The organism is uncultured Lactobacillus sp. (assembly GCF_946477725.1).
Classification (GTDB): domain Bacteria; phylum Bacillota; class Bacilli; order Lactobacillales; family Lactobacillaceae; genus Lactobacillus.
The window spans coordinates 1-9,993 of record NZ_CAMKZC010000034.1 but is presented as its reverse complement, the minus strand read 5'-3'; the positions used below and the strand labels follow the sequence as shown (position 1 = coordinate 9,993).

General features: G+C 35.5%; 10 protein-coding genes and 2 pseudogenes. 10 read left to right on the top strand and 2 right to left on the bottom strand.

Features of this window, described 5'->3' with window-relative positions:
* From Q0R51_RS08430 to Q0R51_RS08400, 7 genes and pseudogenes are all read left to right on the top strand, one after another.
* Positions 1 to 536: pseudogene (locus Q0R51_RS08430) on the top strand (cytochrome C5); the annotation flags it as partial.
* A gap of 234 nt (positions 537 to 770) precedes the next feature.
* Complete coding sequence (locus tag Q0R51_RS08425) at positions 771 to 2,114, top strand: 6-phospho-alpha-glucosidase (RefSeq protein WP_294758079.1); 1,344 nt, start codon at positions 771 to 773, stop codon at positions 2,112 to 2,114.
* A 21-nt stretch (positions 2,115 to 2,135) separates the two neighbouring features.
* Entirely contained in the window at positions 2,136 to 3,761 is a 1,626-nt protein-coding gene (locus Q0R51_RS08420) for an alpha-glucoside-specific PTS transporter subunit IIBC (RefSeq protein ID WP_265667393.1), read from the top strand.
* A 73-nt stretch (positions 3,762 to 3,834) separates the two neighbouring features.
* Positions 3,835 to 4,626 (top strand): MurR/RpiR family transcriptional regulator, encoded by a 792-nt coding sequence (locus Q0R51_RS08415; protein ID WP_294758076.1) that lies wholly within the window; start codon positions 3,835 to 3,837, stop codon positions 4,624 to 4,626.
* The gene (locus Q0R51_RS08410) at positions 4,616 to 5,107 is read left to right on the top strand and encodes a hypothetical protein (RefSeq protein WP_294758074.1); all 492 of its coding nucleotides are present in this window, start codon (positions 4,616 to 4,618) and stop codon (positions 5,105 to 5,107) included. The genes Q0R51_RS08415 and Q0R51_RS08410 overlap by 11 nt, the downstream gene beginning before the upstream one ends.
* Before the next feature lie 9 nt (positions 5,108 to 5,116).
* Positions 5,117 to 5,599 carry a PTS glucose transporter subunit IIA gene (locus Q0R51_RS08405; protein WP_294758072.1) on the top strand — a complete coding sequence of 161 codons (483 nt, stop codon included), beginning with the start codon at positions 5,117 to 5,119 and terminating at the stop codon, positions 5,597 to 5,599.
* 322 nt (positions 5,600 to 5,921) lie between these two features.
* Positions 5,922 to 6,098: a hypothetical protein gene (locus Q0R51_RS08400; RefSeq protein WP_198203068.1), complete on the top strand. Its 177-nt coding sequence runs from the start codon at positions 5,922 to 5,924 to the stop codon at positions 6,096 to 6,098.
* Positions 6,099 to 6,183: 85 nt separating this feature from the next.
* On the opposite strand, the gene Q0R51_RS08395 is transcribed toward Q0R51_RS08400, so the two are convergent.
* Positions 6,184 to 6,573: a type II toxin-antitoxin system HicB family antitoxin gene (locus Q0R51_RS08395; RefSeq protein ID WP_198179667.1), complete on the bottom strand. Its 390-nt coding sequence runs from the start codon at positions 6,571 to 6,573 to the stop codon at positions 6,184 to 6,186.
* A gap of 258 nt (positions 6,574 to 6,831) precedes the next feature.
* Positions 6,832 to 8,085 (bottom strand): Fic family protein, encoded by a 1,254-nt coding sequence (locus Q0R51_RS08390; protein ID WP_294758068.1) that lies wholly within the window; start codon positions 8,083 to 8,085, stop codon positions 6,832 to 6,834.
* Positions 8,086 to 8,450: 365 nt separating this feature from the next.
* Here Q0R51_RS08390 and Q0R51_RS08385 point away from each other — a divergent pair, with 365 nt between their 5' ends.
* From Q0R51_RS08385 to Q0R51_RS08375, 3 genes and pseudogenes are all read left to right on the top strand, one after another.
* Complete coding sequence (locus tag Q0R51_RS08385; protein ID WP_294758066.1) at positions 8,451 to 8,873, top strand: helix-turn-helix domain-containing protein; 423 nt, start codon at positions 8,451 to 8,453, stop codon at positions 8,871 to 8,873.
* Entirely contained in the window at positions 8,866 to 9,480 is a 615-nt protein-coding gene (locus Q0R51_RS08380; RefSeq protein ID WP_294758064.1) for a Fic family protein, read from the top strand. Before Q0R51_RS08385 ends, Q0R51_RS08380 begins: the two co-directional genes overlap by 8 nt.
* A 41-nt stretch (positions 9,481 to 9,521) precedes the next feature.
* Positions 9,522 to 9,993 (top strand): annotated as a pseudogene (locus Q0R51_RS08375) (filamentation induced by cAMP protein fic); the annotation flags it as partial.

Sequence of the window (9,993 nt, the reverse complement as noted above, 5' to 3'; positions counted from 1 at the left end):
TTCTGGCTACTTACATGAAAAAAGTGGTAACAGTTAATTTTTCCACAGCTGGTTCAACCGATGGGTTACAGATTGTGCAGGGAATTTTATCTAATCGTGGCGGTATCTATGGACAACAAGGATCATATTTCTTAAGTTTACTGAATACCCTAACGGGTGGACAACTTTGGGGAAAATATCGCTATGCTACTAACAGTGCCCAAATGATGAACAGCAGTGCTGGACGCTTAATTATCATGTGGATATTGCTTTTGATGATTGCACCTGCATTTTGCGTTTTAGCACAATTTTTCCGTGAACCATATTCACGCAATACGGCTTTAGCAGCTTCAATTGTGGCAACCATCAGTTTTGTGTTGACTCCACGCTTATTGAGTAAGTGGATTGTGGAATATGCGGTGGAAAATCGGATGGCAAGTGCTCAGGCACAAGCCGCTATTAGCGTTGGACCAATGGCTTACGTTGCAATCTTCTGCGCAATTTTAGTTTTAGTTATTTCTATTTATCGGGTAATTAAAAAAGACAGGTTCGTCTAAAATAGTCTTTTCATAACATTTAACTTAAATAGCATTAATGCTGGCACCTTAGTGGTGCCAGTTTTTTTGTGAAATTAATTTCTGAAAATGAAACAAATATTCCAAGTTGTGAAATACGTATTCACTTTCATGGAAAGCGGATACAAAAAATAAGAAAGATGTTATAAATATAAAAGTAAGCTAGCTTAGAAAATAACAGCTCAAGTTGGGCAGAGTGAATTAAAGGAGAAAAATATGTCCGAAAAAGATAAACGTTATTCCGTAGTCATTGCAGGTGGAGGTAGTACTTTTACTCCAGGATTTGTTTTGAGCTTGATTGCTAACGAGGACAGATTTCCACTAAGAAAGCTGAAGTTTTATGATAACGATGCCGAAAGGCAAAAGAAAATTGGTGATGCATGCGCAATTATTATGAAAGAGCGCGCACCGCAAATTGAATTTTCGTATACGACTGATCCTAAAGAAGCATTCACAGATGTTGACTTCGTTATGGGATCAATTCGGGTTGGTAAATACCACATGCGTGAACTCGATGAAAAGATTCCGTTAAGATATGGCGTTAATGGTCAGGAAACAACCGGACCCGGAGGAATGGCATATGGGTTGCGTTCTATTCCAGCTATTATTGAGATAATTGACTGGATGGAAAAGTATTCGCCAAATGCTTGGATGATCAACTATTCCAATACCATAGCTATTGTTGCAGAGGCTTGCCGCAGATTAAGACCGAATGCTAAAGTAATAAATATTTGTGATATGCCTGTAGCAATTATGACTAGAATGGCTCATATTTGCGGCTTAAATGACTACCATGATCTTGATGTCAACTACTATGGTTTGAACCACTTTGGCTGGTGGAAAGAAGTTCGTGATAAAAAGACGGGCAAAGATTTAATGCCACTTCTCAAAAAGTATGTATCTGAAAATGGCTACTGGATCGGTGGCGAATACGATAAAGAAACTGAAGCTAGTTGGGCCGAAACATATAAGAAGGCAAAGGACTGTTATGCTCTTGAACCAGAAACTTTACCTAATACTTATATGCAATATTACTATTATCCACAATATGAAGTTCAAAACGCTGACCCTAACCATACTAGAACAGATGAGATTCGTGAATACCGGCAAAAGATTGTCTTCGAAGAATGTGCCAGAATTGTCAAAGCTGGTACAGCTAAGGGCAATATTTGGGAAGCAAGTGCAGAACATTCTAATTACATTGTTGATATTTGTCATGCGATTGCTTATAACACTCACGAAAAATTCTTTGCTAACATTCCAAATAACGGTGCGATTGCTAATATGGATCCCGACTCTGTTGTTGAAGTACCTTGCTGGTTTGGTGCGGATGGAGTCCAACCTATGGCAACTGGAATGGCCGGCAGATTCCAAAAGGGATTAATGGAAGAACAACAAGCATGTGAAAAGCTGGTCGTTGATGCTTATGAACAACATTCATACACTAAGATGTGGCAAGCCTTTGCTCTTAATAAGACGGTTCCGGATGCCTTAGTTGCTAAGAAGATTCTTGATGATATGATTCCGGAAAACAAGCCATACTGGCCAGAACTTAAATAGTTGTTAGGGAGATGATAGCTTATGATGCAGAAGTTTCAAAAGTTTGGTGCAGCAATGTTTGTACCGGTGCTTTTGTTTTCATTTGCAGGAATTGTCGTTGCATTTGGTAGTTTGTTTACCAATCAGGCAGTTTTCGGCTCTCTGGCAAGCCCAGGAACAACTTGGAATTCAATTTGGGATACAATTAGCGCAGGTGGTTGGACAGTTTTTAAGCAAGAAGCTTTGCTTTTCGTCGTGGGTCTACCAATTGGTTTAGCAAATAAATCCAGAGGTAGGGCTGCCATGGAAGCAGTAATTACCTACATGACTTACAACTATTTTGTGGGTGCTATTTTGACTCACTGGGGTGCCAGTTTTGGTATTCCTAACTTTGATAAAATTCAGATTGTGGAAAATTCCACTAACCACGGACTAACAGAAATAGCAGGGATCAAGACTCTGGACACCAGTATTATTGGTGCTCTAATAGTTGCTGGTATAGTAATTTGGCTGCATAACCGTTATTTTGATAAGAAATTGCCGGACTGGCTGGGAACTTTTCAAGGGTCCACATATGTTTATATTTTAGGCTTTTTCCTTATGATTCCGCTGGCAGTTATTACCTGTTGGGGTTGGCCAAAAGTCCAGCTGGGAATTACGCAATTACAGCATTTTATTGTTAGTAGTGGTGTCGTTGGTATTTGGATTTACAACTTTTTAAATCGGGTTTTAATACCAACTGGGTTACACCACTTAGTGTACATTCCATTTCAATACGGTCCAGCTGTAGTAGCAGGAGGTCTGCAACCCTATTGGTTGAGACATCTGACTCAGTTTGCTATGAGTACTAAACCATTAAAACAGTTGGCTCCTCAATTGGGCTTCCAATTATATGGTAACGAAAAGATGTTTCTTGCTCCCATCATTTGTTTGGCCTTTTATGTTACTGCTAAAAAGAATAAAAAGAAACAAACTTCAGCTTTGTTAATTCCAGCAGCTTTGACTTCCTTTTTTACAGGTATTACTGAGCCAATTGACTTTACTTACTTGTTTGCGGCACCAGTTTTATGGATCATTTATTCATTACTTTCAGCTACTATGAACACTATTATGTTTAGTTTTGGCGTTGTTGGTAATATGTCTGGTGGTGCCATAGATACGGCCGCAGAGAATTGGATTCCTTTGTGGGCTAACCATTGGCAAACTTTTCTTACCCAAATTGTGATTGGGATTATCTTTGCAATTATTACCTTCTTTATCTTTAAATATATGATTGTGAAGTTTAATTATATTACTCCCGGTCGTGAAGAAGATACTGAGGAAGTCCACTTGATAAACAAGAAAGAATACCAAGCTAGAAAAGCCGAGCAAGCAGTTACACAAACAGATGAACAAACTGCGACTGATCCATATATTGAAAGGGCAACTGCCTTTTTAGACTTATTAGGTGGAAGTTCCAACATCAAAGAATTAAGTTCTTGTGCGACCAGACTACGTGTCACTGTGGCAGATCCTGATAAGATGGGCTCTGATGCTCAGTTTAAAGCAGCTAAAGCCATTAATGTTGTCCATCACGGCAAAGCAATTCAAGTTATTGTTGGCTTAGATGTTGCCCAAGTCCTTGAAGCAATGCAGGAACTAAGAAAGCAGGATAATAAACAAGATTAATTAGGGCTAGAACGCTTGTATAGGTAAAAGCAATTTGTCATATGTAAAATTACTTTATATGGAGCGTTAATCTATGTCAAAATTAGAATATTTAGTCTATCAAAATAGTAGTAAATTGAATGATTCTGAAATAAGGGTCATTCAATTTATTCTAAGTAATGCAAAAGCGTGTAAAGGATTAAGTCTTACTGAGCTTGCGCGCAAATTATATGTTTCACGTTCAGCGATTTTTCGTTTGTGCAAACATTTGGGCCTAAGTGGCTATGGTGAATTGAAATTTATTTTAAATGAAATGGTGCAGGAGCAAGAGCAAAGTGAGAAAAATAAAGTTCTAACGAATAACTTTAGTTCTGACTTAATTAAAGAAACAGAAAATCTAGTCAAAAACTTTCAGTCACTTAATTTAGACCCTTTTTTTACTGATCTGAGTAAAGCAGAACATAAATATATTTACTCTACCGGCTGGATTCAACAGATGCTGTCTGATTATCTTTCTCACGAGTTATTACTTTTTGGCATTTCATCAATAGTTTTGCCAGCTGCTGTCAGTGAACTGGAAATGGTAGGAAAAATAGCAGAAAAAGGCGACATGCTCTTTATTATTTCTTACACGGGTAATAATAAAGAAATTAACGATGAACTGGGTAAGTTTGAGATGGTTAACAACAAATTGCGTTATGTCTCCTTTACAGACCTAAAGCAAAATAAACTTGCTTCGCTTTCTGACTATAATTTCTACTATCCGACTGTAAAATTTTCGTCTAGCAATGATGTTTCGTTTATATTGGCTTACACCTTGGTGGATTTCATCATAAACAAGTTTGGTATTTGGCAAAAAGAAAAAAGTGATAAAAATGGTAAGTAAGATAAACAACTTTGTGATTAGTTTCTTAGACAGGGCCCATTTAGACACCAAAAAAATTTTGACAACCTATATCTATGCTTTAATTTTAATTCCCTTGTTCTTCGGCAGCTTTATAATTTTGACATCATCTATTGCTAAACAAAACATCAATGTTGTTTTGAACAATACACCTTTGATTGCAATAGATATGATAGTAGCTCTTACGGATTTTATTATGGGTTATTATATTTGGCTCAAGAAAGATTTGATTCTTAAACATGAGGGCAATTATCATTTTTTGATGTTCAGTCAGGCGATCAGCCAGTTAATGGTCGGTAACATTTTTTGCTTGATTTTGGCGCTTTTTGGCATCATACGTATTAATGAACAATCCGGCAAATTAAAATGTCAAAGCAGTTTTATCAAAGTGCCTGCTGTTATCTTTTTGACTATCTTTGGTTTTTGTTTAGTTTTAACAATTAGTATATTTATTAGGAAATAGGTAGAATTAATGTTTAATATATTTAAAAAACGCGGTTTTACAGTGACTGCAGCTTGTGATGGAAGACTAATGCCAATTACAGATGTGAAAGATGAAGTTTTTTCTCAGAAAATGCTAGGCGATGGCTACGCCATTAAGCCTACAGATGGCAAAATTTATTCTCCTGTTGCAGGAACTGTCACCACAGTCTTTCCCACTAAGCATGCAATCGGCATTACTACTGATAATAATTTAGAAATATTGGTCCATTTAGGAATTGATACTGTGGAATTAAAAGGTGAGCCCTTTGAAGTGGCTGTCAAACAGGGCGATACTGTTAAGCAGGATGATTATTTGGCAAGTATGAATACAGAACTGATTACGGCTGAAAATTACGATGATACGGTAATAGTTGTTTATACTAATATGGATGTCATAAAATCTGTTTCTGATGTGTCGGCAGGTGATACGACCCACGGTGACACAGTTCAAACTCTGCAGTTTAACGCTTAATTATTTTTAAATAAGATGCTTCGACTAGTTAATTAAATTAAAGCCTTGAGCTTTAATTGCAAATTTAACTGCTTCGGAGCATTTTTTATTTAATATTGTAAAGGTATAGGTTTGGATTTATTATGAGGTTAACTAAAGATTAATCGTAGAATTATTCTGATTTGGATAATAGCTGGAATAACTATATAACATCTTTGTTTGTGCGTATTATTGGAATTATTTTGTGGACGGCAATATTTTTAATTGGCGACTTTCTGGATGGGAAAATGTACCACTGGTATTTTAAAAATAATAGTAGGTAAAGAATAGTGGTGAATTCACTTTGAGTAGTAAAAACACTAACAGTTTAATAATAAAAACATCCAATGGCATGATTGAGTTACCAGCTCATATATCTCTTGATCAAAAAACTAGAAAAAAGCTTGAGCAGCAAAGTGAAGAGAGCTTTTGGAATAATGAAGTATACATGAATGTTCTTAAAAGATTAGCGCAAGAATAAATAAAAGCACCTCTGGCTTAGCCTAGGGTGCTTTTAAAGTGAAACTATTTTTATTATTTGAGTGGTTTGAATTAAAATAATATTATTAAGCTTGCATTTGACGCAAAGCTTCCGTTGTAACTTTTGATACATTAATTTTATTTTTCTTAGCCCAATTATTTAGATCCTCTGGCAATGAAATATTTCGCCGGACAGTTTTACTATATTTATTACGCCACTTTGTCATATTAACTTTAACCCAAGATATTTGCTGATTTTTTTCCAACTTCCACTTTGTTGGATCTTGAACTCTAGGATAGCCTTGAAGGTCAAGCATTGTTGCCATTGCATCTTCTGCATGATAAAGAGCTTCGCCTATTGTTTGACCATCAGTGACTAAACCTTGGATGTTAGGTGACGTAATTGCATAATAATGTCCTGATTCATCGTTACACTTTTCTATAATAACAGGATAAGCTGCAATTTCTTGTTTCATGTCAATTTAAATATGCCAAGTAAGAAACATTAATTTTTTAACCGGCTTCCCTGGCACGCTCATAACCTTTCTTCTTAGTTTTCAAATATTATACACTATTAATGTGTATAATGCACTTAAATTTCCAAAACCATGTATATTTTTGACTGCTTAATAGATATTACATAATTAATAATTGGCTTCTGGAAATTTTATATAAAAAATACAAATAACTGGGTTTTAATTTAAAGAGCTTTTGACTATGGGATTGTTTAAATTTTAGATATTTAACCCAATTTTATCTAAAAATTTACCAGTTAACTTTCTTTTTTTGGGCCTTCCTTTAACGGTTTTAATTAAACCCTCTTTTTCTAAATCTTCTATAGCAGTTTTTACTTTTTTAGTTGATATTTTTTCTGTGCTTTTGATAAAGCTGATCAAACTTGTGTCTTGAACGCTGCCATCAAAACTATTGAATAAAAATGACTGTGCATATACATATAAGATATTGAATTCAAAGTTAGGATAATCAAAATCTTCTAATTTCTTTTTGACAAAATTTAAAATGTTATGGTCATCTTTTAAATTACCTAGGACATATTTTTGTCCAGAAACTAAGTATTTTAGCAAACTGATAACGAATAGTGTGATTTCGCCGTAATTTTTTTCATTTTCAACTTCTTGAAATTCTTTATAATATCTTGCCTTTTTTTGATTGATCTGATAAGAAAAGCTGACAGCAGTATAAGGGTCAACTTTTTTTCCAATATAACTGCAAAAGAGATACCTTCCTAACCTGCCATTACCGTCATAAAAAGGATGAATATATTCAAAATAATAGTGGGCAACACAGGCCTTTAAAATAGGATCATATTTATCCAAATTAATAAATTTTAGCCAATTTTCTAATTGCTGATTTATCTCATCTTCACTGTTTTTGGGAAGATGAACAGTTTGAACTGAGTTGCCAATTCTGACAAAGCCATCCCTAAATAGTTTGCCGTCGGGTAAGTTACTTTTTGCTATTTCACCTTTTAATAAGGAGTCATATAATGTTCTGATATCTTTTAGCTCATTAAGTTGATAAGTTTTACCATTTTCAATATCAAAATACATTTTAGCAAAAGATTGGAAACGCACAGTTTTATTATGATTATTAATATTTTCTACGGCTCTGTTAATTTCTTTTGTAGTAGAAGCAACATTTTCAATATCATTTGTACCTTTAATTTCTTTAATTAACAAATCAATGAAAAATTGCTCTCTGGCAACACCGGGAAGCTTGCCAATGAGTGCTTTGATTTGAGCGGAGTTCTCTCTAATGATAGTTAGCAGTGAATTATAATCTTCAATTTGTACCAAAAAAAGTGGCAATTGTGTAGGTATTCTAATTTGTTCGCGCACATCTATGGGGTTTATTGCTAGCGGAAACTTAATTGTGCCATAGCCATTAAACCTTTTATTAAATTCACTAGTAACTGGCTTTCCTGGATGTTGGTAAGAATAAATTCTCAATAAGTGATATTTTGACATAATTTAGTTTACCTTTCTAATTATAAATTCAAAAAAGGCCACTTTTTGAATTTATTTTTGATTATACACTATATTTCTTAAAAATATTGCGATTTTAGCAATAAATATTTTAAAAAGCTACATAAAAATACGAAATATATTGTATTGAACCAAAAAATTATAGAGTAGTTGAACTTTTTAGATAATTTCCCTGATTACCCTTTTCGAAATAGAGTAGGTGCAATTACACAGCTTGCCTGACTCTAAATCTCGACCACTAAAAGAATTACGAGTCCAATATACCTAAAATTTCCATAAATGGAATAGATATTTCCAAATATGGTATAATATATTTGGAAAATAATTTTAGAAGTGAGCATTTTAAAATGAGCGCAACAATTACAAAACTACTAAATAATAAACACGTTTCGGTAAGGGAAGTTGCCGAAAAGAGTCACGTTTCAGAAAGTACACTGAGAAAAGCAATGGCCAGGCCTATTGAATCTTGGTCAATCAGAATTCTTGACGCCTTCGCGGTAGGTTTAGATAAAAGAGCTGGTGATTTGTTAAATATGTTAAAACCACAATCATATAATTTAGAAATTGATGACGACACACAGACCATTCAGGGCGTCTTTATACCAGATAAAGACATGTACTTCGAAATCCGGGGAGTAGTAGAAGCTAGTCATTTAGAGGGCTGGAACCCCACTAAGGAAGATATTCAGGCCGTCCTGGACGGAGTTGTAAACCCTGATCCAGAAGAAGTTAAGGAAATTGCTGCAATTTGGAATAGTAACAATGAGTGACTGGATAAAAGATACGCTGTATCCTAACGGCGCTTTGAAAAACAAATATCATATTCGAGATCAGCAAAAGCTTGAACAGGTAGAGTGTTTGGAAGCAACACGGAGAGCAGCAATTTTTCTCCACTCTAAGCCCCAAATTAAAAAAATTCAGGATATAAAAAAGATTCATAAAATCATGTTTGGCCGTTTATACGATTGGGCTGGAAAATATCGGCCGGGTAATTTTCCAAAAAACGGTTATGACTTTTGTGATCATTCAAGATTTGAATATGCGGAAGTCAATATTAATAATATTATGCAAAATCTGCCGCAAAAGAAGGCGTTAAAAGCCACAGACTATGCGCAGCTGTTAGATGAAATCAACTTTATGCACCCATTTAGAGAGGGCAACGGCCGGAGCTGTAAAGTTTTTCTTTCTGCATATGCCGCAAACCATGGCCAAGTGATTGACTACCCACGAACAAATGCAGAGATGATCCAAGCGCAGATGGATGCTGATGTGGGACGAATTGCACAATTAATTAAGGTTCAAAATATGCCTAGCCGAGAAAATGCTCTTACTATATTAGCTAATAGGTATGGTAAAAAACAACATGTGTCGGATTAAGATGAAGTTTTTGAGTTAGAGTAGAAAGCAGGATAAATCAATTGAAGTATGAAGACAAATTCAGACTAACGCCTGAAGAAAATAGACGCTTTGCCAAAACCAATTTAACCAAATTAGTCTTCACGAACTCACGCTTTGAAGGCCTGACTATCACTATGCCGCAGACCCAGACAATCATTGATGGTCTAGGCGTTGACGGCGTTCCAATCGATGATATTAATATTATTGTTCAATTGAAGCGTGGCTGGCAGTTTGCTATCAATGAAAAAAAGCCCCTGGACTTAAACTTCGAAAAGAGGCTTAATGCGATTGTTGCCCGCGATACGGCTGCCTTTCCAGGATATTTGCGTAATGGTTCAGGCGGTGTAGCAACTTACCGGGGCGAGTTTGAACCACCTATGATTGAAGAGCACCAGGAACAGGAATATTTAAAGCAGTTGTTAGTCAGTGATCGTACCGCCACCGATAAGGCACTGACCCTGATGTATCACAATATGCGCCAGCAAATGTTCT

Excerpts from the sequence above, each read along its gene's own strand:
- Q0R51_RS08425 (WP_294758079.1), top strand. The coding sequence starts at position 771 with ATGTCCGAAAAAGATAAACGTTATTCCGTAGTCATTGCAGGTGGAGGT.
- Q0R51_RS08420 (WP_265667393.1), top strand. The coding sequence starts at position 2,136 with ATGATGCAGAAGTTTCAAAAGTTTGGTGCAGCAATGTTTGTACCGGTG.
- Q0R51_RS08415 (WP_294758076.1), top strand. The coding sequence starts at position 3,835 with ATGTCAAAATTAGAATATTTAGTCTATCAAAATAGTAGTAAATTGAAT.
- Q0R51_RS08410 (WP_294758074.1), top strand. The coding sequence starts at position 4,616 with ATGGTAAGTAAGATAAACAACTTTGTGATTAGTTTCTTAGACAGGGCC.
- Q0R51_RS08405 (WP_294758072.1), top strand. The coding sequence starts at position 5,117 with ATGTTTAATATATTTAAAAAACGCGGTTTTACAGTGACTGCAGCTTGT.
- Q0R51_RS08395 (WP_198179667.1), bottom strand. The coding sequence starts at position 6,573 with ATGAAACAAGAAATTGCAGCTTATCCTGTTATTATAGAAAAGTGTAAC.
- Q0R51_RS08390 (WP_294758068.1), bottom strand. The coding sequence starts at position 8,085 with ATGTCAAAATATCACTTATTGAGAATTTATTCTTACCAACATCCAGGA.
- Q0R51_RS08385 (WP_294758066.1), top strand. The coding sequence starts at position 8,451 with ATGAGCGCAACAATTACAAAACTACTAAATAATAAACACGTTTCGGTA.
- Q0R51_RS08380 (WP_294758064.1), top strand. The coding sequence starts at position 8,866 with ATGAGTGACTGGATAAAAGATACGCTGTATCCTAACGGCGCTTTGAAA.